Source organism: Streptomyces sp. NPDC002130 (assembly GCF_040296465.1).
Lineage (GTDB): Bacteria > Actinomycetota > Actinomycetes > Streptomycetales > Streptomycetaceae > Streptomyces.
The window spans coordinates 23,072-48,184 of the sequence record NZ_JBEOXI010000031.1 but is presented as its reverse complement, the minus strand read 5'-3'; the positions used below and the strand labels follow the sequence as shown (position 1 = coordinate 48,184).

Genomic DNA, 25,113 nt, shown 5'->3' with positions numbered 1-25,113 from the left:
GTCGATGCTGATGGTGGCCCGGGGAGCGGCCGCTGCCAGGAAGTCCTCCACCACCGCCGCTCCCGGTTCCCTGACCAGGGCCAGCGACCCGGTGTGCACACAGGCGGTGTCGGCCAGGTCCACCCCGGCCAGCTCCGCGCTCGTCCACTGCCAGTCGGCGGTGGCCTGGGCGTGGAAGGAGAACGCGGCCTGGCCCCGGGCGTCCAGTTCGGCGACGGCGAGCGTGCTGGGCTCGGCGGCCTCCACGGCGTGCGAGAGGTCCACGCCGGATGCCGTGAGGTGGGCCCGGAAGAGGCGGCCGAACACGTCGCCGGACAGCCGTGCGAGGAAGCGGGCCGGGGTGCCCAGGCGTGCCAGGGCCACCGCCGTGTTGGCCGGCCCGCCGCCCGGCAGGACGCGCAGGGCGAGTTCGTTCCGGGCGGGTGCGGGTTCGGTGAACGCGTCTGCGACGCATTCACCGAGGACGGTGATCTGGCTCGGGCTCATGGGCTGCTCTTCTCTGGGGACGCGCGGAGCGCAAACGGGCATGACCCGGGCATGCCGACGAGCGGCTTCGGGGCGGGCGGCCGCCGAGGGGCGTTGCCGATTTGTGACGAGTGCAAGGCATTGACGTTGCCGGTGAGCGGAGTCCATCATCCTCGCCAAGCAGTGTCAACGATGACATCAGTCATCGTTGACATCGCGGGACGGCAGGCCCCGCTGCCGGCCACCCGCCCGACATCCCGCAGGAGTCGTTCATGTCACGCACCTCTCGTCTGCCCTCCTCACTGCTCCGAGCCGCTGCCTGCACGGGTGTCGCGGCGCTCGCCCTGACCGCCTGTGGTTCCGGATCGGGATCGGGCAGCACGAGCACCGGCTCGGGCGAGGTCAAGGTCGGTCTGATCACCAAGACGGACACCAACCCGTTCTTCGTCAAGATGAAGGAGGGCGCGGAGAAGTCCGCGAAGGCCGAAGGCGTCAAGCTCATGACCGCGGCCGGCAAGTTCGACGGAGACAACGCCGGGCAGGTCACCGCGATCGAGAACATGGTCGCCGCCGGCGTGAAGGGCATCCTGATCACCCCGAGCGACTCCAAGGCGATCGTGCCCGCGATCGAGAAGGCCAAGGCCAAGGGCGTCCTGGTCATCGCCCTGGACACCCCGACGGAGCCGCAGAGCGCGGTCGACGCCCTCTTCGCCACCGACAACCTCAAGGCCGGTGAGCTGATCGGCGAGTACGCCAAGGCCGCGATGAAGGGCAAGACCGCGAAGATAGCCGCCCTCGACCTCGCGCCGGGTGTGTCCGTCGGCGTCCAGCGGCACAACGGGTTCCTCAAGGGCTTCGGCGCCACCGACAAGGACGTCGCCTGTGCTCAGGACACCGGCGGCGACCAGTCCAAGGGCCAGACGGCGATGGAGAACTGCCTCCAGAAGGAACCCGGCATCAACGTCGTCTACACCATCAACGAGCCCGCCGCCCTGGGCGCGTACACCGCGCTCAAGGCCAAGGGCCGGGAGAAGGACGTCCTCATCGTCTCGGTCGACGGCGGCTGCACCGGCACCAAGGCCGTCAAGGACGGCAAGATCGCCGCGACCTCGCAGCAGTACCCGCTGAAGATGGCCGCCGAGGGCGTCAAGGCCGTCGTGACGTACGCCAAGGACGGCAAGAAGGCGTCGGGTTACACGGACACCGGAGTCACCCTGATCACCGACAAGGCGCAGGACGGGGTCGACTCCAAGGACACCGCCTACGGCCTGGACAACTGCTGGGGCTGAGCCGCCGGCTCCCCGCTGACACCGTTCGACACCCCTGGGCGGGGCGGCCGGCCCCTCCTCCCCGACCGGGGACGGCCGCCTCCTCGTCCTCCTGCCGCCCCAAAGGGACGGACAAGGACTTCTGTCTTCCGACAAGGACCTCGCATGACTGCCACGTCCACGCCACCCTCCACGTCCACGCCGTACTCCGACCTCAAAGCGCCGACCACGGCCCGCAGACTGCTCACCCAGCCGACCACCGGCCCGCTGATCGCCCTCCTCCTGGCCTGTGTCTTCTTCTCCGTCTCGACCGACCAGTTCCTCACCGGCGGGAACTTCTCGCTGATCGTCCAGCAGGTCATGGTCGTCGGCACGCTGGCCATCGGCCAGACACTCATCATCCTCACCGCGGGCATCGACCTGTCCTGCGGAGCGGTGATGGCGTTCGGCAGCATCGTGATCGCGAAGATGGCCGCCGAGGGCTCCCTGCCACCGCTCGCCGCGATCGCGCTGGGCCTGGTCGTCTGCGGCGGCTTCGGCATGCTCAACGGGGCACTCGTGCAGAAGATCCCGCTGCCGCCGTTCATCGTCACCCTCGGCATGCTCAACGTGGCGTTCGCGCTGACGCACATCTACTCCGAGGAGCAGACGGTCAGCAACCTGCCCGGCCCGCTGACGGCCCTCGGGCAGACCTTCCCGCTCGGCAAGACCGACATCACCTACGGCTCGCTGGTCACCATCGCCCTGTTCCTCCTCCTCGCCTACGCGCTGAGCAGCACCGGCTGGGGCCGGCACGTCTACGCGCTGGGCAACAGCCCGGAAGCGGCGCGGCTGAACGGCATCCGCACCTCCCGGCTGACCATCGGCGTCTACACCGCGGCCGGTGTGCTGTACGGCATCGCCGCTCTGCTGCTCATCTCCCGCACCGGCGTCGGTGACCCGCAGGCCGGGCAGACCGACAACCTCGACAGCATCACCGCCGTGGTGCTCGGCGGCACCAGCCTCTTCGGCGGACGCGGCTCGGTCCTGGGCACGTTCATCGGCGTCCTCATCGTCGGCGTCTTCCGCAACGGGCTCCAGCTGATGGGCGTCGCCTCGATCTACCAGACCCTGATCACCGGGGTCCTGGTGATCCTCGCGGTGACCGTCGACCAGATCTCCCGGAGGAAGGCCCGATGACCACGACCACCACCGAGACCCCCGTGCTGCAGGCTCGTGGTCTCGTCAAGCGCTACGGCCAGGTCACCGCCATCGACGGCGCCGACTTCGACCTGCTGCCCGGCGAGGTCCTCGCCGTCATCGGCGACAACGGCGCCGGCAAGACCAGCCTCATCAAGGCCCTCACCGGGGCCGTGGTGCCGGACGAGGGCGAGATACGCCTGAACGGCGAGCCGATCCAGTTCTCCGGCCCGCAGAGCGCACGCGCCCACGGCATCGAGACGGTGTACCAGGACCTCGCCGTGGCGGCGTCCATGGACATCGCCTCGAACATGTTCCTCGGCCGCGAGCTGCGCCGCCCGGGCATCCTCGGCAGCGCCTTCCGCATGCTCGACAAGAAGCGCATGCGTCAGGAGGCCGCCGAGCACATGGCCGACCTGAAGATCGGCCTGCGCTCGCTGACCCAGGCCGTCGAGACCCTCTCCGGCGGGCAGCGGCAGGCCGTCGCGGTGGCCCGCGCCGTCGCCTGGGCCCGCAGCGTCGTCGTCATGGACGAACCCACCGCCGCCCTCGGCGTCAAGGAGTCCGGCCAGGTCCTCGACCTGATCCGCCGCGTCCGCGACAAGGGCATGCCGGTCGTCCTGATCAGCCACAACATGCCGCACGTCTTCGAGATCGCCGACCGGATCCACGTCCACCGGCTGGGCCGGCGCGCCGCCGTGATCAAGCCGTCCGACTACTCCATGGCGGAGGTCGTGGCCATCATGACGGGCGCGCTCACCGTCGACGAGGCCGGAGATACTGTCGTAGCGGATTCCGAGGCCGCGAAGGCCGCCGGAGTACAGGCCACCTGACAGCGCAACCCCGCTCTCGCATGTTCCGGCCGAGGCCGCGGCCCGGAACGGGGAGCATCCAGGAGACGGTTTACTCCATGGCAGCGAGCCGCAGACCCACCTTGGCCGATGTCGCCCGAGAAGTGGGTGTCAGCGCCAAGACGGTCTCCCGAGTCCTCAATGAGGACGGGCCCGCCTCGGCTCGGACGCGGGAGCAGGTACTCGCCGCTGTCGCCAAGCTGGGCTTCCAGCCGAACCTCATGGCCCGCAACATCCGCGTCGGCGGTCCCGACACGACCATAGGGCTGGTCATCCCCGACCTGGCCAACCCCTTCTTCGGAGCCGTGGCCCGCGGTATCGAGGACACCGTCCGGGACCGCGGCTTGACGCTGCTCATGGGCTCGTCCGCGGACGACCCCGAGCGCGAACGCGCCCTGACGGCTCAGTTCCTCGCACGGCGTGTCAGCGTCCTGATCGTCGTTCCGTCCGTCGGCGCGGACCACTCCGACCTCAAGTCGCACCGTACGGCGGGACTGCCCGTCGTCTTCCTCGACCGGCCGGGGGTCGGCCTGTCCACGGACAGCGTCGTCAGCTCCAACCGTGCGGGGGCCCAGGAGGGCGTCGCCCACCTGATCGCCCACGGGCACCGGCGCATCGGGTTCGTCGGCGACCTTCCGGTCAAGCTGTACACCCGCCGCGAGCGCCTCGCCGGATACCGGGCCGCCTTGCAGGAGGCCGACATCCCCTACGACCGGTCGCTGATCGTCAGTGCGCACGATCAGCAGGGGGCGGAGGCCGTGACGGCTCAGCTCCTCGAACTGCCCGATCCCCCCACGGCCCTGTTCGCCGGGAACAACATCATGGCGTTCGGCATCGTCGCCGAACTCGCCCGCAGCAAACGCAAACACGTGGCCGTCGTGGCCTTCGACGACGTGGCCCTCGCCGAAGCGCTGGAACCGGCCCTCACCGTCGTCGCCCAGTCCCCCGAGGACATCGGCCGCAGCGCCGCGACCACCGCGCTGGCCCGGCTCGACGGCGACCGCTCCCGGGCCCGCACGATCACCGTGCCCACCCGGCTGGTCGTCCGTGGCTCGGGGGAGCAACGCATCCGGGACGGCGGTCGCTGACGGACCGAAGCGCCTCCCACGAGCGGTGCGGCCCTGGACGGAAGAGCAGTTGAGGGGCCGGCCGGCACCGAGCACCCGGAAATGTGTGCAGGGCAGCTAATTCTGCGAGTTCGGGTACTGTACGGCCGTGGGAGAACGGGCGACCATCGGCGATGTCGCGGCCCGGGCCGGGGTGGGCGTCGGCACGGTTTCGCGCGTCCTGAACGACAGCCGGAACGTCAGCGAGGACACCCGCGAGCGGGTGCTGCGGGTGATTCGGGACCTGGACTACCGGCCCAACCGGCGCGCTCGCGCGCTGTCCACGGGACGCACCCAGAGCATCGCCGTCATCGCGCCCTTCGCCACCGAGCCGTCGGTCGTCGAGCGGCTGCGCGGCATCTCGCACGTGCTGCACGGCAGCGACCACGACCTCACTCTGCTCGACGTGGCCACACCGGACCAGCGTGATCATCAGTACCGGGCGGTGGCGGCCGGGGACCGCTTCGACGGGCTGCTGGCGATCTCGCTCGCTCCCACCGACGACGAAGCGGAGCAACTGGCACGGGCCGGTCTGCCCACGGTGCTGCTGGACTGTGAGCACCCGGACCTGCCGCGTGTGGTGATCGACGACGTGCGCGGCGGCATGCTGGCGACGCGTCATCTGCTGCAACTCGGCCATCGGCGCATCGCGTTCATGGGCGATGTCGCCGACGACCGTTTCCGTTTCAGCGCGAGCGCCCGGCGGCGCGAGGGCTGCGAGCTGGCGCTCAAGGCGTACGGCCTCGCGCTGGAGGAGCGGTACGTCCGCGTCGGACCGCACGGCCGCGCGGTGGCGCACCGCCTCACCGACGAGTTGCTGGCCCTTGCGGAGCCTCCGACCGCGATCGTCACCGCGTCCGACACCCGGGCGCTCGGGGTGATCGAAGCGGCGAGCTCGGCGGGCGTGCGGGTCCCCCGGGAACTGTCCGTGGTCGGCTTCGACGACCTCGACGTGGCCGCCTACGTCGGGCTGACCACGGTACGCCAGCCCCTGCGCACCAGCGGCGACATCGCCGCGCGCCTGCTGCTGGAGCGCATCGGCCGGCCCCTCGGCGACCCCGTCGAGCAGATGCTGGAACTGGAGCTCGTGCCCCGGCATACGACGGCCGCCGCTGGAGCCTGATCCACACTGCCCGACGACGCTGGATCGGCTTCCATTAACTTCCATGGCGCGAAACCGATTACCGCTCGTACGTAAACTTTCACCCCACAAGTTCACCCTTTTCCCGCAAACCTGAGGTAGCGTCAGCCATGGAACCGGCTCCAAAGCTTCCATTCGTTCCCTCTTCCCCCCAAGGGTGACGTATGTACAGAGCAAGACGAGCGGTGCTCCGGCTGGCGACGGGTCTGGCAGCCTTCGCGACGCTGAGCGGCATCATCACTCCCGCTTCCGCCTCCCCCCACGAGGTGTCCAGGACAGGCACACGGCAGTACACCGCCGACGACGACCACACAGCCGTCTGGTCCCGCGCGGACGCCCTGAAACTCCGGCAGGACAGGACCAACACCGCCCCCCGCGTGTCACCCGACTTCCCGGTGATGACCGACAAGGTGTGGGTGTGGGACACCTGGCCGCTCACCAAGCTCAGCACCCGGACCGCCACCTACAAGGGCTGGCACGTCATCTTCTCGCTGACGGCCCCGCGCTCGGTGCCGTTCGGCGACCGGCACTGGTACGCGAAGATCGGCTACTTCTACTCGCGTGACGCCAAGAGCTGGAAGTACGGCGGCGACCTGTTCCCGGCCGGCACCTCGTTCGGCTCACGTGAGTGGGCCGGCTCGACGGCGCTCATCGGCGACAAGGTGCAGTCCTTCTACACCGCCTCCGGGCGCGACAACGGCGGGGTCGACCCCAGCGACGCGCTGCAGCGTCTGGCGCAGGCGACCGGCAAGATCCACGCGGACAAGAACCGCGTGTGGTTCTCCGGCTTCCGGGACCACCGCATCATCGCCGAGGCCGACGGCAAGATGTACCAGACCCTCGAGCAGTCGCAACAAGGCCCGATCATCTACGCCTTCCGCGACCCGTTCGTCTTCCGCGACCCGCGGGACCGCAAGGTCCACCTGCTGTTCGAGGGCAACACGGGCGGTACCGCGGGCTCGTACCAGGGCACCAAGCGTGACCTGGGCGACCTCCCGGCCGGCCACGAGGTGCCGGAGGACTCGAAGTACTACACGGGCAACATCGGGCTGGCCACGGCCACCGGCGACAACATGGAGGACTGGAAGCTCCAGCCCCCGCTGCTCTCGGCCAACTGCGTGAACCAGCAGACCGAACGGCCGCACCTGATCATCCGCGGCGGCAAGTACTACCTGTTCACGATCAGCCACAAGTTCACGTTCGCGCCGGGGCTGAGCGGCTGGGACGGCCTCTACGGGTTCGTCGGCCCGGGGCTGCGCAGCGACTACCGGCCGCTCAACGGCAGCGCGCTGGTGCTGGGCAACCCCGAGGACGCCCCGACACAGCAGTACTCGCACTACGTGATGCCCAACGGACTCGTGGAGAGCTTCATCGACACGGTCCCGACCGCCGACGGCGGGACCCGCTTCGGCGGCACCCTCGCACGCACGCTCGTGCTGTCCCTGAAGGACGACAGGACGAGGCTGGCCGGTCAATTGGACTACGGCTACATTCCGTAAGCCCGCCTGAGCGGAGTCAGGGGGCGGCTGGTTCGATCAGCCGCCCCCTTTCCATGACCGCCGCGGAAAAAGGCTTTGAGCGCGGCGGCGGCCCGCTGCTACGGTCCCGGTCGGACCGTGAAGTCGACGTAGGGAGGTGAGCCCCGTGAACGCAGTTACCCGTGGGCGCTCCCTCAACCCGTCACGGTCCGGCGGCTGACGTTCGGTGTCGCCCGGAGCGCCTGAGATCGAGGCACTCCTGGGAGGGAGACTCCGATGGACACAAAACCTTACGCATCCGGCCTGAGCGAGAACGCGGTGACGATCACGCGCGTCGCGTACCGGCAATGGCACGCACTGGACGACGACCTGGTGGTCGGCCGCGGGCATGCCCACCACCGGCCCGACGGCCGCTTGTTCGTCAGCATCGACGCCTGGCACGACGTCGCCTTCGACCGGCTCGCCGAGGTGATGGTGGCGCACCTGCCGGAGCCGCTGTACACGGTGGTCGACGAAGCGGACGCCGAGCTGACGGCCGGCTGGCGGCGGGCCGGTTTCACGGTCCGGCGCCGCGAGTGGGAGTACGCCGTACCGACCGACCCTCGGGTCACAGGGCTCGAAGGGGTCCGGCCGCCTTCGGGCGTGACGATCGTGCCCGCCGGTCAGGCGGACGAGGGTCTGCTGCGGGAGGTGGACCGCGCGATCCGGGACGAAGTCGAGGCGACTGCCGGGTGGTGGCAGTCGATGCCCGCGGAGGTGATGCCCCGCACCGAGGGCGACACCGTCGTCGACCCGTCGAAGTACGCGGTGGCCGCGGCGCCGGACCGCTACCTGGGGCTGATCCGGGTGGTGACGGCGATTCGGCCGCGCATCGGGCTGGTCGCGGTCCGGGCCGGCGAGCAGCGCCGCGGCATCGCGCGGGCCCTGCTGGCCCATGCGCTGGTGACGGCGCACCGCTCCGGGTTCACCGCGGCCTGGACCGAGGTCCACGAGTCCAACCACGCGGCCACGGCGCTGTTCGAGGGCGTCGGCGCCCGGCCGATGAGCAGCAACCTGGAGCTGGTCCGATGACGAGGAACAAGAACGTCATCGAGGTCGAGGGCAGGGTCGTCGAGTGCCTGCGCAGCGCCATGTTCACCGTGGAGCTGGAGAACGGCCATCAGGTGCTCGCGCACATCAGCGGGAAGATCCGCAAGAACTACATCAAGATCATGCTGGAGGACCGGGTACTGGTGGAGCTCCCGCCGTACGACCTGACGCGCGGACGGATCGTGTTCCGGTACCGGAACTAGCCGCCTGCGGCCACTTCGCCGGCAGGGGCACCCGGAGTCGGGGGTCCCGGCCGTAGCGGTGGCTGACCTCGGGCTTCCGGTCACGGGCTTCCCGTGGCCGGGACTCGGGTGGCGGCTCGGACGTAGGTCGCCGGTCACGCGCTTGACCCTGACACGGTGACAAGGTCTTCACTTGGGCGCAGGAGGTGGTCCCGATCAACACGACCCCGCAGAACACCCGTGTGACCGACGCCCTGAGCGCCGACGACTCGTCGGTCCGGCTCCGGGCGGCCCTGGCGGTCGGCTCGAACCCCGATCCCGTGTTCCTGGACACGCTCGTCGAACGGTGCGCGGTCGAGCCGGACTTCTTCGTACGGGACATGCTGTCCTGGGCGCTGACCCGTCTCCCGCCGGAGGTAACCCTGCCCCGGATCCGCCGGGAGCTCGACTCCGAGCGGCCCCGGGCCCGCAGCCAGGCACTGCACACACTTTCCAAAGTCGGCGACAAGAGCACGTGGGTATGGATCACCCGCGACATGCTGCGGGACGCCGACGACGAGGTCGCGCGGACTGCGTGGCGCGTCGCGGTCGTCCTGGTGCCCGAGGGCGAGGAGAAGGACCTCGCAGCCGATCTGGTCCTGCAGCTCGGCCGTGGCGACCGCGCTGTGCAGCTGAGTCTGAGCCGGGCCCTGGTCGACCTCGGTGAGGCCACCGAGCCCCCGCTGGCGAGGGCCGCGGGGAGTTCCGACCTCGCGGTGGCCGCGCACGCCCGTGCCACCGAACTTCTCCGGCAGAACCCGGAGACCGGCTTCGACGAGGCCATCGACGAGGCGAAGCGCGTGGTCGCACTCGGCGAGGAACGAGCTGCTGCCGAGGCTGCGTCGGCAGCCATCGAGACCTCGGAGACGGGCGGGCCCGCGGCGACGGCCCAGCCGAGGGAGGCCGCAGAGGCGGAGGGGGCGGATTGCTGATCGGCGATGTGGCCCGCCGCTCCGGGGTGAGCGCCCGGATGCTCCGGCACTACGACGCCCTGGGGTTGGTGCGGCCCACAGGGCGCACTGTCGGTGGCTACCGCGAGTACTCCGCCGCGGATGTCCGCAGGATCTTCCACGTGGAGAGCCTGCGGTCCCTCGGGCTCTCGCTCAAACAGATCGGGCGCGCGCTGGAGGACCCGGCCTTCACCCCGTCCGCCCTGGTCAGTGACCTCATCCGGCAGACGGAGGACCGCCTGGCACGGGAGAAGGAACTGCTCGAGCGGCTCCGTGCGATCGACGCATCGACGCCCACCGACTGGCAGGAAGTGCTGCGCATCGTCGAACTCCTGCGGGAACTCACCTCGACCAGTGCCGCGCGCAGACAACAGGCCGTCCTGGCCCCGCCGGAGAACGCGTCGGTCCCCGCCGAACTGCTGGCCGAGGCGGTTCTGACCGAATCCGACCCGCACGTCGCAGGCGCCCTGCGCTGGGCGCTCGCGCGATCGGGCGGCGACGGCGTGGCGACGCTGCGCGCCGCCACGAACTCGGAGGACGCCGGTATCCGGCGGCGTGCGGTGCTGGCGATCGCCGGGATGCCCGAGGCTCCGGGCGCGGTCGAGGTGCTCGCGCACGCTCTCGGGGACCCGGACACGACCGTGCGCAGGCACGCTGCTCTGGCGCTGGGCAGGCAGGGCGTGGTCGCTGCCGTGCCCACGCTCGTCAGCATGGTGGTGGAAGGCTCCAACGACGTGGACGCGACAGAGGTTCTGGGAACTCTGTCCCTGGACCCCGGGTGCACGGACCTGATCACGACCGCCCTGGTGGACGAACTGGCCGCCCCCACCGCGGACTCCGCGACACGGATCCGCCTCGCCCAAGCACTGGTCGAGCTCGCGGGAACAACCGCGCGGAAGGTCCTGCGCCAACTGACCCACGACGACGACAGCGATGTCGCCCTCGTCGCCACCGCCCTCGTCGAAGTTCTCAAGGAGCGCTACCTCGACAACCGCTGACCTCTGTGAGACGACGTCAGAACCAGTGCAGGCAGTGCGGGGAGCGCTCGGCCCGGAAGAGCGTGTCGGCGAGGGTGGCCGCGTCCGGCTGGTGGGCCCGGATGTGTCCGGCGCGCACGAGCGTGCTCGGGGCCGTGCCGCCGAGGTAGACCGAGCCCAGGTCGCGGATGTCCAGGGAGAGGTCGGGCTTCCGGTCCGTCGGGGCGCAGTCGGCCTTGCCGTCGCGGACGGTCAGCAGATGGCGGTCGCGTTCGCCGAGGAACGGGTCGTGGACGTCGAGGACGAGCTCGCCGTCCGTGAACCAGCCGCGCGCGGTCAGCGCACGCGGGACGTCCAGCAGTCGCACCCAGAGCCAGTCCATGTCGCCGCTCACCTGACCGGCACGGAAGTCCGCGAGCTGCCGGCGCAGCGGGTGTTCGGGCGGGAGGTGCTTGAACACGATCTGGGAGACCAGGTCGTGTTCGAGTACGAAACGGGCCAGGGCCGTGAAGACGGCGTCGTCGGTGGCGATGGTCTCGTCGACCGTCAGGGTGCCGGACTCGATCGAGTAGCTGGCGTACCCGTCCGGGACTCCGTCGGCGTCGCGGTGGACAGCGATGTAGCGCGGCTCCGGAGAGATCGGGGGCTGCCCCGCCCGCAGGGCCCACCAGCGGTGCGGCCGGGACAGCGCGCCGGGCTGGGCGCGGCGGTACCGGTCGTAGACCTCTTCCAGGATCCCGCCGCAGTCGGCCCCTCGCAGCACTTCGACCGAGCCGCTGTCCGGGCCGTCGCCCGGGCCGGCTGCCGGCTCGTCGGCCAGTTCGCGGCCCCGGGGCGCGGAGAGGGCGGCCTCGTGGCGCGGCACCGTCAGCTGCGCCGTGTAGGTCGCCGGTCCGTAGCCGAACCTGCCGTAGATCGAGGCCTCGGAGGCCAGCAGCACGGACAGCAGCTCCCCGCGGGCCCGCAGTTCGGCGAGCTGATGCCGCATCAGTGCGGTGAGTACGCCCTGGCGCCGGTGCGAGGGCAGGACGCCGACGGCGGTCACCCCGGGGGCCGGGACGAGGGACCCACCGGGCAGGGTGAGCTCGAAGGAGTGCGTGGCGGCGGTGCCGACGGGCCGGCCGTCCGCCGTCAGGGCGAGTAGGCAGCGGTCCGTTTCGAGCGCCGACCACCAGAGCCCGCCGCCCTCGACCGGGGTTTCCGGGAAGCGCCCGAACGCGGCATGAACGGTGTCGACGAAGACGTCGAGGTCCTGGTCGGTCGTGGGACGGATCTCCATTGCTGCTGCGGCCTCCTCGGGATACCCGCACCACGACGCGTGGTGTCTGGCCACAGTGCAGCGTCGGCCCGTGGTCCGGGCAAGCGAATTACCGTCGGGACCGGTCCGGTTGAGCGTCGCGATGCGCCCCGGAGCGAGTCTCCGTATGGCACGATCCACCGCGTGGAATGGGTGACTCTCGTGGGGACGGCACTGGGAGCGGTGCTCGGTGTCGGCGCGACGCTGGCCGGTGAGCATCTGCGGTGGCGACGGACCGTCAGGGACAACAGGCTGCAGGACCGCCGGGCCATGTACGCGGACTGTCTGGTGGCACTTCGCAGGGCGCACGAGGCCATGCGGTTGATCGCCGAGGAGAACCACACGGACCCGCAGATCAGGGCGGCCAAGATCCGTCAGGCGTTCCAGGCTTCAGGGTGCGACGAAGCGCGGGAGCGGCTCGTCCTGACGGCGAGCGCCGACGTGACAGCGGCGATCGACGCGTCGTACCACTCGCTGCGTCGGATACGCGAAGAACTCGCGTCCGGGTCCACGCTCACGTCCGAGGAGTACGACGCCGCCCGGCAGACCCACGGAGACGCGACCCGGGCGGCTCGCGTGGTCCTCCGCGACGATCTGGCCGCCCTGGAGGCGTGACCGGGCCCGGCCGGTCACTTCTTTTTCTTGTTTTTCTTCGGCGTCTGCTCCTGTTGCCGTTCGTCGTTGCGTCGGCGCTCTTCCATGTCGTCCATCGCTTTGACCACCAGCATCATCTGGCCGGATCCCGGAAGCGTGCCGTATGTGGCGACGTTGCGGTTGAACCGCTTGGGGTTTGCCGCCACCTCTTCTATCGCGCGGCCCCACAATTTGCCCAGGAGTCCCGTGCCATCGCCGCTGGCAGCACCTATCGCGTCGCCGATCCTTCCGTAGATCTCCTTCTCGACAGCGCCGGGTTCCCGTTCCCGCTCGGAATCCGCCATGTGCACTCACTCACCTTTGCCTCGTCGTTCAGCGAACAGGGAGTCGACGGTCGGTCGACATCATTGGAGTCGATCCGGGAATTCCGGGCAAGAACGGATTTCCGTACGCATGTTGGGTGTGCGGTATGTCGTCGACTTCGCCCATCACTTCCGGAAACGGACGGCGGCACGTACCGAAAAACATTCGCACCGGCTCGCGCCGCCCGGTACGGTCACGAGCGCGTTCCTGCTGCGGGCGGCTCGAGAGCTCCGCGCGTGATGGCCCCGGCTGTTCCGACACTGAGAGTGGGTTTCGTCCATGGCATGTCGTATCAGTGAACTCGTGCTCGGCTGCCGTGACCCCGAGCTGCTGGCGCGATTCTGGTGCGAGGTCCTGGACTTCGTCGTACTCGACCGCGAGGACGACGGCACCCTCGAGATCGGCCCGCGCGAAGGGTTCGGCGGCCCGCAGCCGACGATCATCCTCAGCCGCAGGGACGAGCCGGAGGCCGGGAAGTCCCGGCTGCACATCGACGTCAACGCCACCGACCGCGATCAGGACGCCGAGCTCGAACGCCTCCTGAAGCTCGGGGCGCGCCCGGCCGACATCGGTCAGACCGGCGAGGAGCAGTGGCACGTTCTCATGGACCCCGAGGGCAATGAGTTCTGCCTCCTCAAGGCCCGCCTCGGCCCGCTCTGATGACACACACCGTCTGGGTCCTGGAGGGGTTCAGCAAGGCCGACGACACCTTGCAGGTCGAGCACCCCATCAGCCGTGAACAGCTTCTGCTGTTGCGAGAGGTGATCACGCCGGATGCCGACGATCCCTGGATGATCCACTGCTATCCCGTGCCGGTCGAGGTGTGGCCGGCGGTGGACGCGATCCTCCACTGCGGGCCGCCCAGCCCCGAGCTGGACTACCTGACGGGGGCCTACGCGGCCGAGTAGGCCCGTGGGCGGAACCTAACCGCGCAGCGCCAGGTGGTACGAGGAGGCCCACAACACCAGTGCGCTGCCCAGGCCCACCACGACCCGTACGGTCTCGCTCGCGAGGCCGTACGCGACGAGGGCGAACCCGGCGACCGCGACGGCCGTCAGCAGTGCCGCCGTCCACCGGTACTGCCACTGGTCGTACAGCCGGGCGAGCGGGAAGAAGTGCAGGCCCACGACGAGGGCGATGCCGGCGGGGACGGCCTCGGGCCGGCCCGCGGCGTTGGACGCGGCGATGACGGCGAAGACCGCCACGAGCTCGACGGTGTTGACGATTCCCACACCACGCACCCAGTTGGCGGGCAGGTTCACCATCCGGGGCGAGGGCGCGGCGTCCTTGCGATACCCCAGGTGGATCGCCGCCGCGGTGAGCAGCAGCGCCGCCGCCTCGATGCAGAGCGGCACGGCATCCGTCGCCGAACCGGTCCCGGAGGCCGCCGCCACGGCCCACAGCAGGGCGAACAGGGAGAGCACCAGCACGCCGCGGCGGCGCAGACCCCGGGTGAGGGCGAGGCACTCGGCGTCCTTGTCGGACGGCGTGGCGGGTGTCGCGGCGGACGTCGAGGTCACCCGCGGAGAGTACAGGGGCCGGCCCCGGCGTGACGTGGAATTACCCCTGAACCCCTCGAAACATTCGAAGAGTGGGGTTCAGGGTTCGATGCCGTCAGGGCTGCGCATCGCAGGAGATCATCTCGTCGCAACCATAAACCCCCTCTGAACAGCGGTAATTCAGAGCAACTCGCATCGACGATTTTGCGAACCTTTCGCAACCGGCGTCGAAAGCATTGACAGTTGGAAGGGCCCGGCCAACACTCCCCGGTGACAGAGCTCCCCCGTCGACCCACCCCACTCGGACGAGGAGGAAGCACCCCCATGAAGAAGTCACCAGGCCGCTTCCGGCTGCTCATCAGCAGCACCTGCACCATGCTGCTGGTCGCGGCCGCGGCGCTCACCATGCCGGGCACCGCGCACGCCGACACCGTCGTCACCACGAACCAGACGGGCACCAACAACGGCTACTACTACTCGTTCTGGACGGACGCGCCGGGCACGGTCTCCATGACCCTGTCCTCCGGCGGCAGTTACAGCACCTCATGGCGCAACACCGGGAACTTCGTCGCCGGCAAGGGCTGGAGCACCGGGGCCCGCCGCACCGTGACGTACTCCGGCACGTTCAACCCGTCCGGCAACGCCTACCTGACGCTGTACGGCTGGACGGCGAACCCGCTCGTCGAGTACTACATCGTCGACAACTGGGGCACCTACCGGCCCACCGGCACCTACAAGGGCACCGTCACCAGCGACGGCGGTACGTACGACATCTACAAGACGACGCGGTACAACGCCCCGTCCGTCGAGGGCGTACGAACCTTCGACCAGTACTGGAGCGTACGGCAGTCGAAGCGGACGGGCGGCACCATCACGGCGGGCAACCACTTCGACGCGTGGGCCCGGGCCGGGATGCCGCTGGGCAACTTCAAGTACTACATGATCATGGCGACCGAGGGTTACCGGAGCAGCGGCAACTCCAGCATCAGGGTGGGGCCTTGAGGACGAGGCCGATGCCGGCCGTGCTCGTGACGGTGGCGGCCGCGGCCCTCACCGTCACGACCGTCACGGCCTCGACCGCCGCCCCTGCGCGGGCCGCCGCCTGCACCGGCTACGTCGGGCTCACCTTCGACGACGGCCCTTCCGGCAACACGACGAAGCTGCTCGACGCGCTCGGCCGGAACGGGCTGCGGGCCACGATGTTCAACACGGGGCAGTCCGCGGCGGCCAACCCGTCCCTGGTCCGGGCGCAGGTGGCGGCCGGCATGTGGGTCGCCAACCACAGCTACACCCACCCGCACCTGACCCGGCTGAGCCAGGCACAGATCGACTCCGAGATCGCCCGCACCCAGCAGGCCATCGCCAACGCGGGAGGGGGCACGCCGAAGCTGTTCCGCCCGCCGTACGGGGAGACCAACGCGACGGTGAAGTCGGTCGCGGCCCGGTACGGCCTGACCGAGATCATCTGGCACGTCGACTCACAGGACTGGAACGGCGCGAGCACCGACGCGATCGTCCAGTCCGCCGCCCGCCTCACCAACGGCCAGATCATCCTGATGCACGACGGGCCCGCCAACACCGTCGCCGCCATCCCCCGCATCGCCCGGACCCTGACCTCCCGAGGCCTGTGCGCGGGAACGATCTCTCCGCAGACGGGCCGCGCGGTGGCCCCGACGTGAGCACACGGCGCGACGGCACCCGACGCCGTCGCGCCACAGGGCGGTCTGGAGGATCCTAGAGGGGCTGCCCGGGGGCAGCCCCTGCACCACCGCTCGCCGCATGCCGCTCCGACGCCACCCTGAGCAGAGTCTCGCGCAGCGCCTCCCGGGTGCGCCCTCGGGTCTTGACGGCATGGCAGTTGGGGCAGAGAGCCACCATCTGGCTCGGGTGGTCGCGGCCGCCCCGGGTGAGGTCGACGACGTGGTCGACTTCCAGGATCGGGTGGTCGTGGTCGGTCACATCGGCCGGCTGGCCCGTGCAGTCGGGGTTCTCGCAGCGGCCCCGGCTGCGGCTCAGGACCAGATAGCGGGCGGTGCGGGAGCGGACCGGACGGTGGGTGGTGCCGGTGCGGCGGCGGCCGTGGGTCTGTGCTTCCCGTTCCTCGACGAACGTGCAGCCACGCTCGTACTCGGCCGCGGTGAGGAGCCAACGCTCCGGTGCGCGGCCGGACCCGGTGCGCGGTTCGGCCGGGTCGACGTCGTCCAGGCCCACCTCGGTGAGGAGCGGGGCTGCGTCGAGGTCCTCGAAGAAGGTGCCCACGAGTTCGTCGAGGACGGCCAGACGCGTCACGGTGGAGTGCCGGAACAGGTCGTACACGGGCTCGGCGAGGCCGCCGAGGGGCTGGTTCGTGGTGAACCAGCGCTTCACCCTCGCGTCCCCGTGAGCGGTGGTCACCGGGTCGGTGTACTCCCGCAACTCCCATACGCCGTCCCGGTGCAGGGACGCGATCGGGTAGTCCGGGCGCGGCCGTTCACCCCTCAGCCCGTGCCTTTGCAGCAGGAGCTTGAGGGCTGCCTCGGTCTCGGTCCAGGGGAGGAGCCGGGGCTCGCCCCGCAGTGCTCGGCCCATGGCCCACAGCAGCGCGATCGGCTTGTACAGGGCCCGGTGGCTCGCCGAGCGGTTCACCTGCAGGTGGGTGATGCGGTGGATCAGCTCGTCGTGGGCCGGCCCGCCCGCCCCCGGCCCGTCGACGACGTCGTAACCGAGGCGCTCGAGCCGGCGGGCAGCGTGCTCCGCTCCGCCGGAGAAACCCGGTGTGTCGGGCGTCAGGGGGCGTTCGCCCGGCAGGAAGCCGTGTGCCGCGCCGACGATCGCCTTGGAGTCGTACCGCCTGCCCTCGTGCACCAGCACGTAGCGACGCGCACGCCGGAACCCGTACGTCTTCAGGAAGGCGTCCCGCCCGAGCCGGTCACACTCCTCGATCGCCTTCTCGATCTCGACGCGCGATATGTCCGAGAGTGCCATGGCGGGAACCCTACGCGACGGGACTGACAGCGCAGGGGCCTCGACGAGAGCCTTCTCAGTGCCCGCCCGGCGGCATCGCCGGCCGAGCCGAACTCGCCGTCCCCTCGGACGCACGGGCTGCGGATGCGCGCGCTGGTGTGCGACGTACTTGAGTACGCGTGCTCATGACGGGCCCCCGCCGCCCCCCGATCCTGGGTGTATGAGGAATCGGGGAATCGTTGCGGCCGGAGCCGCGCTTGTCGGTGGTGTGCCTGTGGCCGCCTGGGGACTGATGGGGCAGCAGAACTACGCCGGGCTGCCGGCCAGTGAGCTCGACTACGCGTTTCAGCCGTGGGACATCGGGGACGGCGTGGCCGCGGTCGCCGGTGGGCTCGCGCTGGTGCTGGCGGTGGGCGGTGCGGCGGTGCTCGTGCGGGCCTCGCTGCGCGGGGCGATGGACCAGCGCTGGTGGGGCGTGCTCGGGCCGCTGGTGGCGCTCGGGCTGATGGCCGGTGTGGGGTGGCGGATCCTGACCGCGGGGGGCATCGGAGCGAACATCGGAGCCGGGCTGCTGATCATCTTCGGTACGCCGATCGCCGCCGGGCTGCTGCTGTGGTCCCTGGCGTGGTCCTTCTGGCTGGTCACCCAGCGCCACGGGCACGAGGGCGGGTTCGGTGGCGGAGAAATGGGCGGTGTCGCCTCCCGCGGGGTGTAGCCGCGGGGCCGTGGCCGAAACACCACGGCGGACCGCTGCGGGGAAGGGCAACGGCCCTGCCCTGTCGGGAAGTTCCCCTAGGTTGGTGGACCGGTCCCCCTTCCCCACCCCCCAGGAGGCCCCGCCGTGTCCGACGACAGCCTGCGTGACCGCATCGACACCTCCAAGCCGCACTCGGCCCGCTTCTGGAACTACTTCGTCGGCGGCAAGGACAACTACGAGGTCGACCGCGAGATCGGCGACCAGATCAAGTCGATCTTCCCGGGGCTCATCGACGTGGCGGTCACGAGCCGCCGGTTCCTGGGGCGGGCCGTCACACATCTGGCCGGTGAGCAGGGCGTACGGCAGTTCCTGGACGTCGGTACCGGGCTGCCCACCGCCGACAACACGCACGAAGTGGCCCAGCGCGTCGCCCCGGACTCCCGGATCGTCTACGTCGACAACGACCCCATCGTGCTGGCCCACGCCAACGCGCTGCTCACCAGCACCCCCGAGGGCAGGACCGCGTACCTGGACGCCGACCTGTACGACCCGGAGGCGGTCCTGAAGGCCGCCGCCGGCACGCTCGACCTGTCCCGGCCGGTCGGCCTGATGATCCTCAACACGCTCGGTCACGTCGCCGACTACGAGCGGGCGCGCGAGCTGGTGCGGCAGCTCATGGCCGGGCTTCCGGCCGGCAGCCACCTGGTGATCAGCGACAGCACCGCGACCAGTGAGGGCATGATCGCCGCGTCGGAGGCGTACAACGCGAGTGGGGCGGTGCCGTACTACGTGCGGCCGGTCGCCGAGATCGCCGGGTTCTTCGAGGGGCTGGAGATGGTGGAGCCGGGAGTGGTGAGGGTTCCCGAGTGGCGGCCGGAGGGTTCCGCGGGCGCCGGTGCGGGTTCCGGTGCCGCCGTTGACGCCTACTGCGGGGTGGGGCGTAAGCCGTAGGTTCCCGCCGTCGTCGTGTGCCGCGCCGTGGGGGCTCGTCGCGCAGTTCCCCGCGCCCCTGGGTGGGACCGGTAGCGTCCGTCGCCCGTCCGGGCCGGTCAGGGTGGGGCGTAGGCCGTAGGTCCCGCCGTCGTCGTGTGCCGCGCCGTGGGGGCTCGTCGCGCAGTTCCCCGCGCCCCTGGGTGGGACCGGTGCCGTCCGTCGCCCGTCCGGGCCGGTCAGGGTGGGGCGTAGGCCGTAGGTCCCGCCGTCGTCGTGTGCCGCGCCGTGGGGGCTCGTCGCGCAGTTCCCCGCGCCCCTGGGTGGAGCCGGTAGCGTCCGTCGCCCGTCCAAGTCGGTCACCCTGGGTGAGGCCGGTGCCGTGCGTCGCCCGTCCAAGTCGGTCACCCTGGGTGGGGTCGGTGTCGTGTTTCACCCGTCCGGGCCGGTCGTCTCAGTCCTTCGTCTCCCCCGCCCCGATAATCAGGACATGCCCGCCCCTCCCCCCGTCGCCGAGCCCCTCCCCGAGCCCGTCGGGCGGTTGCTCGGTGATCTGGTGGTGGTGGGTGGGGGTTACTCCCTCGTTCTCGCCGGGAGCTACGCGGTGCTGGCGCACGGGCTGGTGGGGCGGGCCGGGCGGGACGTGGACGTGGCCACCGAGCACCCGGCGGCGACGGAGGTCATCGCGGACGCCGTCCGGACCGGGCTGGTCGGACGCGGCTGGCTCGTGCAGACCCTGGAGGCCGGGCCGCTGTCCGCCCAGTTCCTCGTGACCGACGCGCCGAGCGGCGCGGAGTGCGAGGTCGCCCTGCGCAAGGAGGTGCTGTGGCGCCCGCCCGTGGCGACGGAACTCGGGCCGGCGCTCGCCCTCGACGACCTGGTCGGCACCCGGGTCCGGGACCTGGCCGACCGTGGGCTCGCACGCGACCTGGTCGACGTGCACGCCGCCTCGGCCCGCTGGAGCCACCCCGAACTCGAGGAACTGGGCCGCCGCCACGCCCCCGACACGTTCGACCTCACCGACCTCCAGGCCCGGCTGACGGGCACGGACTGGCTCGACGACAGGGCGTTCACCGTCCACGGCGTCGACGCCTCCTCCGTCGCCGCGCTGCGCCGCTGGGCTCAGGAGTGGGCCGACGACATCGCCGAACGCCTCATCGAGGGCGAGGCCCCGGACGAGGAGTGACCCGCAGCCCCGCACGGCGACCTACCGGTCGGTACCCTGACCCGATGGGGAACGGGGCAGCCGGGCAGGTGGGGGTCGTCGCCGCGCTGGTGCGCACGGCGTTCCTGGTCGACGGTGTGTACGCGGAGGCCGGCCGTGCGTACGGACTTACGCCGCAGCAGGGGCAGTTGCTGTGCGTGCTGCTGGGCCGGCCGTACGGGATGAGCGAGTTGGGCGAGATGCTCGGGCTGGCCAAGTCGAGTCTGACCGGGCTGGTGGACCGGACGGTACGGCGAGGACTGGTACGGCGGGAGGCCGACCCGCGCGACGGACGGGCCGTGCGGGTGGCTCTGACGGATGAAGGCGCCGCGCTCGCCGGGAAGTTCCACGCCGAGACCTGCCGTCGTGTGGAGGCCCTGCCGTCCGGGCTGAGCGGCGCCGAGCGGGACCGGCTGGCCGTCCTGCTGTCACGGGTCGTGGTGGACAACGAGGTCCCCGAATTGTTCGCGCAAGCCGCGAAGGTCCCGGTCTCCGGCGTCGACTAGCGGGTCCCGTCGCCGGCCGGCCGACGGACTTCCACCGCCCTGGACTCCTCCCGCTTCCCCGCGCCCATCAGCGACAACGTCACCCCCGCCGATCCCACGGCCATCGCCGTCATCGCCGTAGCGGGGGACGTCAGTTGGGCCACCGACCCGGCGAGCGCCGCCGCCACCCCCTGCATCGTGAGCATCCCCGCCGAGTGCAGCCCCAGAGCGTGCCCCGTGAGCCCGTCGGGAGTGAGGGCGACCAGGCGCTCCTGCTGCACCAGGCTCGCGCCGAACCCCACGGAGGCCAGCGTGACCGCGGCCGCCGCGAGCGGCAGCGCCGGGTGCAGGAGGAACGGCACGTACGGAACGGCCAGGAGCAGCAGGAGCGGGAAGCCCAGGCGGCGGCGAAGGCGCGGTGGGAACACGCGGCCGACCAGCACGTCCCCGGCGAGCATGCCCAGCGCGGCGCAGGCGAAGAGGGTGCCGGCGGAGTCGGGGGCGTAGGAGACGTAGAGGGATTCGCAGCCGACGACCAGGCCGTTGGGGATCCACAGGGCCAAGTAGACCTGGCGGCGGGGCGGGGAGGACCAGAGCAGCGCGTTGGCGCGCCGGGTCGCCGCCACCGAGGGGCGGCCCGCCGTACGGGGTGGGCGACGGGTCAGGCCGAGGTGGACGACGGCGGCCGCCAGGAAGTACAGGGCAGCCGCCGCCAGCAGCGACAGCCGTGGGGACAGCAGGGCCACGAGGGCGCCGCCGGTCGCGTAGCCGGCGATCTGCATCAGGCCGCTCATCATGTTGAACACCGAACGGCCGAGCAGATAGCCGTCCTTGGAGAGGATCTCGTTGAGCAGGCCCCAGCGCACTCCCCCACCCACGGACTCCACCAGCCCCTTGAAGAAGACGATCACGAAGATCGTCCAGACGGGCAGGCCGGGCAGGGCCAGGGCGGCGGTGGCGGCGGCGAAGAGCAGGGGCAGGGCCGTCAGGGCCGCGCGCGGGGGCAGCCGGTCGGCGGCGGAGAGCAGGAAGGTCGCGCCCAGCACCTGCACCAGCGACGAGCCGAACATGCTCACCGCGGACAGCAGCGGTGACTCGGTCGCCCGGTACACCAGGACGCCCAGGGCGAGTCCGCCCATGGTCTGGGCGACCGTCTGGGCCGACGCGGCCAGGAAGAACGGGCTGAACTCGGGTGTGCGGAACAGTTCGCGGTAGCTGCGCATACGCGGAGTCTTCGACGCGCCTGTGCGCCTGGTTATTGTTTCGCGCAGACGCGAAACGTCGCGGAAGGGATCGCGGAGAGGTCCGCGGCGCGGTCCGCGGAGGAGCTCGCGCACGGGCTCGCCCAGAGGCTCGCGGAGGAGCTCGGGCACGGGCTCGCGCCCAGGCTCCCCGAGCAGCTCGCGCACGGCTCGCCGAGAGGTTCGCGGAAGGGGTGGCCGATGGGATGGTGGCAGATCAACGCCGACACCCTGGCGGGGAGCCGGTTCGTGATCTCGCCGTTCGCCGAGGCCTTCGCGAGTCTGCGGCTGCTGCACGCGGCCGAGGCGGCGCATCCCGGCGAGCGGCGGTGGCTCGACGCCCATCTGCCGGCCTACCGGCGGCGGCTGGGGCGGGACCCGGTGACCGCGCAGCTGGTCAGCGCCGGGATCGGGCGGGAGTGGACGGCGGACTTCCTCTCCCCCGCCCCGCGCGACGGGGAGACCTTCGAGCAGGGCGTCGCGCGTGTGCGGGCGGCCGACCCGGACGCGGCCCGCGCGGACCTGACGGTCTCGCTGCGCGGCCCGGTCCCGGCCCGGCTGCACCGGGACGACCTCCCGGAGCGTGCCGCGGACCTGCTCACGTACGTCTGGACGACGGCCGTACGGCCGTACTGGCCGCACCGCAGGCACATCCTCGAGGCCGATGTGGTCGCTCGGACCGCGCAGGTCAGCCGGGGCGGCTGGGCGAGTGCGCTGGACACGCTGCGGCCGGGGACGCAGTGGCTCGGGAAGAACCGGCTCCAGGTGAACGCGCACGAGTACCCGCCGCGCGAGCTGTCCGGCGCCGAGCTGGTGTTCGTGCCCATCACGATTCAGCGCATCGGCTGGGTGGCGTGGGAGGGCACGGACCGGTACGCGCTGGTCTATCCGTGTGCCGGGGCACTCGCCGACCCCGGCGGCAGGCCCGTGCCCGCGAGCCTGGGCGCGCTGCTGGGCACCGCCCGCGCCGGTGTGCTGGTCCGGCTGGGCTCGCCCCTGAGCACCAGCCAGCTGGTCGCCGTGACGGGGCAGGGCCTCGGCTCGGTGGGGCGGCATCTGCGGGTGCTGCTGGACGCCGGTCTCGTGGAGCGGCGGCGAGCGGGCCGGTCGGTGCTGTACTCGCGGACGGCGGCGGGGCAGGTGCTGGTGGAGGCCACCGAGGCCGGGGCCCGGCCCGGCACCCGCCGGAGTTAGCATCCGCTCATGACGACAAGCAACGGTTCCTCTCCCCTCGACGTCGAGATCGGTGCGCTGCAGGGCGGTTCCGCCGACCTGTCCCAGTACGCGGGCAAGGCGGTGCTCGTGGTGAACGTCGCCTCCAAGTGCGGCCTGACACCGCAGTACACGGGCCTCGAGAAGCTCCACGAGCAGTACGCGGCGCGCGGCTTCGCCGTCCTCGGCGTGCCCTGCAACCAGTTCCTCGGGCAGGAGCCCGGCAGCGCCGACGAGATCGCCGAGTTCTGCTCGGCGACCTACGGTGTGACCTTCCCGATGACCGAGAAGGTCGAGGTGAACGGTGAGGGGCGGCACCCGCTGTACGACCGCCTGACCGGCTTCGCCGACGCCGAGGGCCACAGCGGGGACATCCGCTGGAACTTCGAGAAGTTCCTCATCGGCCGGGACGGCAGCGTCGTGGCCCGCTTCTCGCCGCAGACCGAGCCGGACTCGGCGGAGGTCGTGGCGGCGATCGAGGCCCAGCTGGCCTGAAGAAGGGCCCGCGGCGCGTTGACCTTGCCCCTGGGGCAGGCCCGAGTGTCCTCGTCATCGGGCGGAAGAGCCGCCCGGTGACGGAGGATGCCGTGGTGGACGGACCGGACCGGGAACTGCTCACCATCGGGGCGTTCGCCGCACGCGCCCGCCTGTCGGCGAAGGCCCTGCGGCTGTACGACCGGCTGGGCCTGCTGGCCCCGGCGCATGTCGACGAGGCCACCGGCTACCGCTACTACCGCGCGGGCCAGGTCGAACGGGCCCGGCTCGTGGCCATGCTGCGGCAGCTGGACATGCCGCTCGCCCGGATCGCCGAGGTGGTCGGGGCGGGCGACGGGCCCGCTGCGGCCGGGCTGCTCGGCGCCTACTGGGCGGACGTCGAGGCGCGGGTGGCCGGGCAGCGGACGCTCGCCGAGTACCTCCGTGGACGACTGTCGGGGAGGAGCTCCGAGATGTACGGGAAGTTCACGGTCGAGACGGTGGAGATGCCCGCCCAGGTGGTGATCTCAGAGAAGCGGCACACGCTGGCGGACGAGCTGCCGGCGTGGATCGGGGCGGCGCTGGGCCGGCTGGAGGAGGCGGCCCGGGAGTGCGGGGGCGTGGCCGGAGTGCCGTACGTCGCCTACCACGCGGAAGTGTCGATGGAGAGCGACGGCCCCGCTGAGGCGTGTGTGCCGGTGGCCGACGAGACGGCGGCCCGCGCCTGGGCGGAGCGGCGGGGCCGGGCGTGGGAGACGGCGGTGCGGGTGGAGCCGGCCCGGCGGCTGGCGTACACCAGGATCACCAAGGCGCAGGTGGCGCACCCGCAGATCCTGGCCGCGTTCGAGGCGGTGGAGGAGTGGATGGCGGCGCGGGGGCTGACGGTGACCGGCCCCTGCCGGGAGCTGTACTTCGCCGACTGGGAGGCATCGGGGCCCGGGGACCCGGTGTGTGACGTGGCGTTCCCGGTGAGCTGATCTCCCTCTCGGAGATCTCCGGGCACAAGCGGAGCCCTCTCGGCTAGGACGGCGATGCTGGTCGAGAGGGCTCTGTCGGTGGTGCTTGTGGTGCTGCCGATCGCGGGGTCAGGCCTTGACCGAGGCCACGAAGGCGTTCCACGCGTCGGCGGGAAACGCGAGCTTGGGGCCCTCGGGGACCTTGGTGTCACCGAGCTCCAGGGCCTCGTCGACGGTCGACCTGACCATCACGCACGCGCCGTTGTTGTTGGTGTAGGAGGAGGTCGTCCACGTTTCCGTGGCGCCCAGACGAATTGCCATGTTCGCTCCGTTGCGAGTTGCGTTTACGCCAACCTGTGCTGGTGGTTGGCGTGATCGACGCTACTCGCCACCCTCCTCGTTCGGCGCAGCCATTCACTCGACCGGATGGCATATTCCAGGGGAGTCTTCCAGTCAGGCGTGTCAGGGGTGTAGCATCCCGCGCCCCGCCCGA

At 71.0% G+C, this 25,113-nt stretch carries 29 protein-coding genes; 22 read left to right on the top strand and 7 right to left on the bottom strand.

Annotation, left to right across the window (positions count from 1 at the left end; genetic code table 11):
* On the bottom strand, positions 1-486 hold a 486-nt coding region (locus ABT116_RS08690), incomplete at its 3' end, for a PfkB family carbohydrate kinase (protein ID WP_351629753.1).
* Between the two features lie 251 nt (positions 487-737).
* Here ABT116_RS08690 and ABT116_RS08685 point away from each other — a divergent pair.
* The 10 genes from ABT116_RS08685 (at position 738) to ABT116_RS08640 (ending at position 10,746) form a co-directional block, all read left to right on the top strand.
* On the top strand, positions 738-1,754 hold the full coding sequence (locus ABT116_RS08685; protein WP_351629750.1) for a sugar ABC transporter substrate-binding protein: 1,017 nt from the start codon (positions 738-740) through the stop codon (positions 1,752-1,754).
* Positions 1,755-1,898: 144 nt separating this feature from the next.
* Positions 1,899-2,912, top strand: a complete 1,014-nt coding sequence (locus ABT116_RS08680; RefSeq protein ID WP_351629748.1) for an ABC transporter permease — start codon at positions 1,899-1,901, stop codon at positions 2,910-2,912.
* Positions 2,909-3,745 (top strand): ATP-binding cassette domain-containing protein, encoded by an 837-nt coding sequence (locus ABT116_RS08675; RefSeq protein ID WP_104780092.1) that lies wholly within the window; start codon positions 2,909-2,911, stop codon positions 3,743-3,745. Before ABT116_RS08680 ends, ABT116_RS08675 begins: the two co-directional genes overlap by 4 nt.
* Before the next feature lie 77 nt (positions 3,746-3,822).
* Positions 3,823-4,851 (top strand): LacI family DNA-binding transcriptional regulator, encoded by a 1,029-nt coding sequence (locus tag ABT116_RS08670; RefSeq protein WP_351629745.1) that lies wholly within the window; start codon positions 3,823-3,825, stop codon positions 4,849-4,851.
* Positions 4,852-4,978: 127 nt separating this feature from the next.
* Positions 4,979-5,992, top strand: a complete 1,014-nt coding sequence (locus ABT116_RS08665; RefSeq protein ID WP_351629742.1) for a LacI family DNA-binding transcriptional regulator — start codon at positions 4,979-4,981, stop codon at positions 5,990-5,992.
* A gap of 182 nt (positions 5,993-6,174) precedes the next feature.
* The gene (locus tag ABT116_RS08660; RefSeq protein WP_351629740.1) at positions 6,175-7,509 is read left to right on the top strand and encodes a glycoside hydrolase family 68 protein; all 1,335 of its coding nucleotides are present in this window, start codon (positions 6,175-6,177) and stop codon (positions 7,507-7,509) included.
* A gap of 255 nt (positions 7,510-7,764) precedes the next feature.
* Positions 7,765-8,559, top strand: a complete 795-nt coding sequence (locus tag ABT116_RS08655) for a GNAT family N-acetyltransferase (protein ID WP_351629737.1) — start codon at positions 7,765-7,767, stop codon at positions 8,557-8,559.
* On the top strand, positions 8,556-8,780 hold the full coding sequence (gene infA / locus ABT116_RS08650; RefSeq protein WP_031047878.1) for a translation initiation factor IF-1: 225 nt from the start codon (positions 8,556-8,558) through the stop codon (positions 8,778-8,780). Before ABT116_RS08655 ends, infA begins: the two co-directional genes overlap by 4 nt.
* A gap of 221 nt (positions 8,781-9,001) precedes the next feature.
* Complete coding sequence (locus ABT116_RS08645) at positions 9,002-9,730, top strand: HEAT repeat domain-containing protein (RefSeq protein WP_351629734.1); 729 nt, start codon at positions 9,002-9,004, stop codon at positions 9,728-9,730.
* The gene (locus ABT116_RS08640) at positions 9,724-10,746 is read left to right on the top strand and encodes a HEAT repeat domain-containing protein (RefSeq protein WP_351629732.1); all 1,023 of its coding nucleotides are present in this window, start codon (positions 9,724-9,726) and stop codon (positions 10,744-10,746) included. The genes ABT116_RS08645 and ABT116_RS08640 overlap by 7 nt, the downstream gene beginning before the upstream one ends.
* A gap of 16 nt (positions 10,747-10,762) precedes the next feature.
* Here ABT116_RS08640 and ABT116_RS08635 read toward each other — a convergent pair whose 3' ends face one another.
* Complete coding sequence (locus ABT116_RS08635; protein WP_351629731.1) at positions 10,763-12,004, bottom strand: GNAT family N-acetyltransferase; 1,242 nt, start codon at positions 12,002-12,004, stop codon at positions 10,763-10,765.
* Positions 12,005-12,166: 162 nt separating this feature from the next.
* On the opposite strand from ABT116_RS08635, the gene ABT116_RS08630 reads away from it, so the two are divergent.
* Positions 12,167-12,637, top strand: coding sequence for a hypothetical protein (locus ABT116_RS08630; RefSeq protein WP_351629730.1), 471 nt, complete (start codon positions 12,167-12,169; stop codon positions 12,635-12,637).
* A gap of 14 nt (positions 12,638-12,651) precedes the next feature.
* On the opposite strand, the gene ABT116_RS08625 is transcribed toward ABT116_RS08630, so the two are convergent.
* Complete coding sequence (locus ABT116_RS08625; RefSeq protein ID WP_351629728.1) at positions 12,652-12,960, bottom strand: hypothetical protein; 309 nt, start codon at positions 12,958-12,960, stop codon at positions 12,652-12,654.
* 298 nt (positions 12,961-13,258) lie between these two features.
* On the opposite strand from ABT116_RS08625, the gene ABT116_RS08620 reads away from it, so the two are divergent.
* Positions 13,259-13,639 carry a VOC family protein gene (locus ABT116_RS08620; protein ID WP_351629727.1) on the top strand — a complete coding sequence of 127 codons (381 nt, stop codon included), beginning with the start codon at positions 13,259-13,261 and terminating at the stop codon, positions 13,637-13,639.
* Positions 13,639-13,887 carry a DUF7683 domain-containing protein gene (locus ABT116_RS08615; protein WP_351629724.1) on the top strand — a complete coding sequence of 83 codons (249 nt, stop codon included), beginning with the start codon at positions 13,639-13,641 and terminating at the stop codon, positions 13,885-13,887. Before ABT116_RS08620 ends, ABT116_RS08615 begins: the two co-directional genes overlap by 1 nt.
* A 15-nt stretch (positions 13,888-13,902) precedes the next feature.
* Here the strand turns inward: ABT116_RS08615 and ABT116_RS08610 are convergent, their stop codons facing one another.
* Positions 13,903-14,499, bottom strand: a complete 597-nt coding sequence (locus ABT116_RS08610; RefSeq protein ID WP_351629723.1) for a DUF7010 family protein — start codon at positions 14,497-14,499, stop codon at positions 13,903-13,905.
* A 303-nt stretch (positions 14,500-14,802) separates the two neighbouring features.
* Between ABT116_RS08610 and xynA the strand changes: the two genes are divergently transcribed.
* Entirely contained in the window at positions 14,803-15,480 is a 678-nt protein-coding gene (gene xynA, locus ABT116_RS08605) for an endo-1,4-beta-xylanase XynA (RefSeq protein ID WP_351629721.1), read from the top strand.
* 11 nt (positions 15,481-15,491) lie between these two features.
* Positions 15,492-16,157 carry a polysaccharide deacetylase family protein gene (locus tag ABT116_RS08600; protein ID WP_351629719.1) on the top strand — a complete coding sequence of 222 codons (666 nt, stop codon included), beginning with the start codon at positions 15,492-15,494 and terminating at the stop codon, positions 16,155-16,157.
* A gap of 55 nt (positions 16,158-16,212) precedes the next feature.
* Here the strand turns inward: ABT116_RS08600 and ABT116_RS08595 are convergent, their stop codons facing one another.
* Complete coding sequence (locus tag ABT116_RS08595) at positions 16,213-17,442, bottom strand: phosphorothioated DNA-binding restriction endonuclease family protein (protein WP_351629717.1); 1,230 nt, start codon at positions 17,440-17,442, stop codon at positions 16,213-16,215.
* Between the two features lie 199 nt (positions 17,443-17,641).
* On the opposite strand from ABT116_RS08595, the gene ABT116_RS08590 reads away from it, so the two are divergent.
* The 4 genes from ABT116_RS08590 (at position 17,642) to ABT116_RS08575 (ending at position 20,758) form a co-directional block, all read left to right on the top strand.
* Entirely contained in the window at positions 17,642-18,136 is a 495-nt protein-coding gene (locus ABT116_RS08590; protein ID WP_351629715.1) for a hypothetical protein, read from the top strand.
* Positions 18,137-18,262: 126 nt separating this feature from the next.
* The gene (locus tag ABT116_RS08585; protein ID WP_351629713.1) at positions 18,263-19,069 is read left to right on the top strand and encodes an SAM-dependent methyltransferase; all 807 of its coding nucleotides are present in this window, start codon (positions 18,263-18,265) and stop codon (positions 19,067-19,069) included.
* Positions 19,070-19,538: 469 nt separating this feature from the next.
* The gene (locus tag ABT116_RS08580) at positions 19,539-20,234 is read left to right on the top strand and encodes a hypothetical protein (RefSeq protein WP_351629711.1); all 696 of its coding nucleotides are present in this window, start codon (positions 19,539-19,541) and stop codon (positions 20,232-20,234) included.
* Between the two features lie 44 nt (positions 20,235-20,278).
* The gene (locus ABT116_RS08575; RefSeq protein WP_502983841.1) at positions 20,279-20,758 is read left to right on the top strand and encodes a MarR family winged helix-turn-helix transcriptional regulator; all 480 of its coding nucleotides are present in this window, start codon (positions 20,279-20,281) and stop codon (positions 20,756-20,758) included.
* On the opposite strand, the gene ABT116_RS08570 is transcribed toward ABT116_RS08575, so the two are convergent.
* Positions 20,755-21,960, bottom strand: coding sequence for an MFS transporter (locus tag ABT116_RS08570; protein ID WP_351629709.1), 1,206 nt, complete (start codon positions 21,958-21,960; stop codon positions 20,755-20,757). The genes ABT116_RS08575 and ABT116_RS08570 overlap by 4 nt on opposite strands.
* A gap of 219 nt (positions 21,961-22,179) precedes the next feature.
* Here ABT116_RS08570 and ABT116_RS08565 point away from each other — a divergent pair, with 219 nt between their 5' ends.
* The 3 genes from ABT116_RS08565 (at position 22,180) to ABT116_RS08555 (ending at position 24,641) form a co-directional block, all read left to right on the top strand.
* The gene (locus ABT116_RS08565; RefSeq protein ID WP_351629707.1) at positions 22,180-23,172 is read left to right on the top strand and encodes an ArsR/SmtB family transcription factor; all 993 of its coding nucleotides are present in this window, start codon (positions 22,180-22,182) and stop codon (positions 23,170-23,172) included.
* 9 nt (positions 23,173-23,181) lie between these two features.
* Complete coding sequence (locus ABT116_RS08560; RefSeq protein WP_351629705.1) at positions 23,182-23,685, top strand: glutathione peroxidase; 504 nt, start codon at positions 23,182-23,184, stop codon at positions 23,683-23,685.
* 77 nt (positions 23,686-23,762) lie between these two features.
* Positions 23,763-24,641, top strand: coding sequence for a MerR family transcriptional regulator (locus ABT116_RS08555; RefSeq protein WP_351629703.1), 879 nt, complete (start codon positions 23,763-23,765; stop codon positions 24,639-24,641).
* A 108-nt stretch (positions 24,642-24,749) separates the two neighbouring features.
* On the opposite strand, the gene ABT116_RS08550 is transcribed toward ABT116_RS08555, so the two are convergent.
* Positions 24,750-24,941, bottom strand: a complete 192-nt coding sequence (locus ABT116_RS08550) for a DUF397 domain-containing protein (protein ID WP_030849723.1) — start codon at positions 24,939-24,941, stop codon at positions 24,750-24,752.
* Between the last annotated feature and the right edge of the window lie 172 nt (positions 24,942-25,113).

Bases quoted from the DNA above. Each gene is read 5' to 3' on its own strand.
- ABT116_RS08685 (WP_351629750.1), top strand. From the start codon at position 738: ATGTCACGCACCTCTCGTCTGCCCTCCTCACTGCTCCGAGCCGCTGCC.
- ABT116_RS08680 (WP_351629748.1), top strand. From the start codon at position 1,899: ATGACTGCCACGTCCACGCCACCCTCCACGTCCACGCCGTACTCCGAC.
- ABT116_RS08675 (WP_104780092.1), top strand. From the start codon at position 2,909: ATGACCACGACCACCACCGAGACCCCCGTGCTGCAGGCTCGTGGTCTC.
- ABT116_RS08670 (WP_351629745.1), top strand. From the start codon at position 3,823: ATGGCAGCGAGCCGCAGACCCACCTTGGCCGATGTCGCCCGAGAAGTG.
- ABT116_RS08660 (WP_351629740.1), top strand. From the start codon at position 6,175: ATGTACAGAGCAAGACGAGCGGTGCTCCGGCTGGCGACGGGTCTGGCA.
- ABT116_RS08655 (WP_351629737.1), top strand. From the start codon at position 7,765: ATGGACACAAAACCTTACGCATCCGGCCTGAGCGAGAACGCGGTGACG.
- infA (WP_031047878.1), top strand. From the start codon at position 8,556: ATGACGAGGAACAAGAACGTCATCGAGGTCGAGGGCAGGGTCGTCGAG.
- ABT116_RS08635 (WP_351629731.1), bottom strand. From the start codon at position 12,004: ATGGAGATCCGTCCCACGACCGACCAGGACCTCGACGTCTTCGTCGAC.
- ABT116_RS08625 (WP_351629728.1), bottom strand. From the start codon at position 12,960: ATGGCGGATTCCGAGCGGGAACGGGAACCCGGCGCTGTCGAGAAGGAG.
- ABT116_RS08620 (WP_351629727.1), top strand. From the start codon at position 13,259: ATGGCATGTCGTATCAGTGAACTCGTGCTCGGCTGCCGTGACCCCGAG.
- ABT116_RS08615 (WP_351629724.1), top strand. From the start codon at position 13,639: ATGACACACACCGTCTGGGTCCTGGAGGGGTTCAGCAAGGCCGACGAC.
- xynA (WP_351629721.1), top strand. From the start codon at position 14,803: ATGAAGAAGTCACCAGGCCGCTTCCGGCTGCTCATCAGCAGCACCTGC.
- ABT116_RS08600 (WP_351629719.1), top strand. From the start codon at position 15,492: ATGCCGGCCGTGCTCGTGACGGTGGCGGCCGCGGCCCTCACCGTCACG.
- ABT116_RS08595 (WP_351629717.1), bottom strand. From the start codon at position 17,442: ATGGCACTCTCGGACATATCGCGCGTCGAGATCGAGAAGGCGATCGAG.
- ABT116_RS08590 (WP_351629715.1), top strand. From the start codon at position 17,642: ATGAGGAATCGGGGAATCGTTGCGGCCGGAGCCGCGCTTGTCGGTGGT.
- ABT116_RS08580 (WP_351629711.1), top strand. From the start codon at position 19,539: ATGCCCGCCCCTCCCCCCGTCGCCGAGCCCCTCCCCGAGCCCGTCGGG.
- ABT116_RS08575 (WP_502983841.1), top strand. From the start codon at position 20,279: ATGGGGAACGGGGCAGCCGGGCAGGTGGGGGTCGTCGCCGCGCTGGTG.
- ABT116_RS08570 (WP_351629709.1), bottom strand. From the start codon at position 21,960: ATGCGCAGCTACCGCGAACTGTTCCGCACACCCGAGTTCAGCCCGTTC.
- ABT116_RS08565 (WP_351629707.1), top strand. From the start codon at position 22,180: ATGGGATGGTGGCAGATCAACGCCGACACCCTGGCGGGGAGCCGGTTC.
- ABT116_RS08560 (WP_351629705.1), top strand. From the start codon at position 23,182: ATGACGACAAGCAACGGTTCCTCTCCCCTCGACGTCGAGATCGGTGCG.
- ABT116_RS08550 (WP_030849723.1), bottom strand. From the start codon at position 24,941: ATGGCAATTCGTCTGGGCGCCACGGAAACGTGGACGACCTCCTCCTAC.